The organism is Fibrobacter sp. (assembly GCA_024399065.1).
Classification (GTDB): Bacteria; Fibrobacterota; Fibrobacteria; order Fibrobacterales; family Fibrobacteraceae; genus Fibrobacter.
The window spans coordinates 1-1,164 of record JAKSIB010000109.1; the positions used below are offsets into that span (position 1 = coordinate 1).

Here is a 1,164-nt window from a genome sequence, read left to right on the forward strand (position 1 = left end):
ATTTGACATTATCTCAATCTCATTAACATGTTAAAAACTTCTTCTCTTGTTAGCATTCTTGGCCCATTCATAGAAATAGGACATTTCATTGAAACAGCTTTAGCTACTTCTTCTGTTAATTCATATCCTGCCTCCTTAAATGTTCGAGGAAGTTTAGCTTCATCGATTAGTTGTTCTAAGCATTCTAATCCTAAATCAGCTGCTTTTTTATTGTCTTCTTCTTTTACATTAAATACATTTCTTGCAAAAGTTGCAAACTTATCCATCTCGTTTTCATACACAGCACGATAATATGCAGGTTGGATAATTGCCAATTGTTTTCCATGTGTACCATGACTATATGCACCTAAAGTATTTTCGATACTATGTGCCTGGAAATCTCCCGGTTTCCCAACATTAAACAAGAATGTTTGAATGAGTGAAGAATCCCACATTAAATTTGATCTTATTTCTAAACTATCATTTCCATTAATCATTGCATACATATTTGCAATAATATCTTTCATGATACCTTCATTCATACGATCTGATACATTATAGCCATGTCCAAAGTATGTTTCCATACAATGTGTTAAGCTGTCAAATGCGCCTGGCATGAATGATGTGAATGGGATATCTTTAATATATGTTGGATCTAAAATAACAAATTTAGCATAAGATCCCACAAAAGTTTTCTTATCATCGTCTTTTGTAATGGCACCTAAATTATCCATTTCTGCACCGGCACCAGATAAGGTTAAGACAACAGCAAAATTACCCATTTTTTCAGCAATCCTACCTTCATCCATTTGTGCCTGCCATAAATCACTTTCTTCATAAACTCCAGCAGTAATGACTTTAACACAGTCAACAACAGATCCCCCACCAGCTGCAATAATTAAATCAACATGATTGTCTCGATAAAGCTCGATACCTTCTTGCACCTTTTCATATGTTGGATTAGCAGGAATATCACATAATTCGATAATATTCTTTCCGCAATCTTTTAAGATTTCTACTAATTCATCATATAAGCCAATTCTTTTAATGGCTCCTTTTCCATACGCCAGCATAATATTTGGTCCATATTTTTTTAATTCACTCGCTAAATGTTCTCTAACACCATTCTGTCCAAAATATACCTTTACAGGCATCTGATAAATAAATGATTCCATATAACCCTCC

The 1,164-nt window shown here is 33.8% G+C and carries 1 protein-coding gene; it reads right to left on the reverse strand.

Annotation, left to right across the window (positions count from 1 at the left end):
* Positions 1–8 precede the first annotated feature (8 nt).
* The coding region (locus MJZ25_16690; GenBank protein MCQ2125800.1) for an iron-containing alcohol dehydrogenase at positions 9–1,164 on the reverse strand (1,156 nt) is incomplete at its 5' end.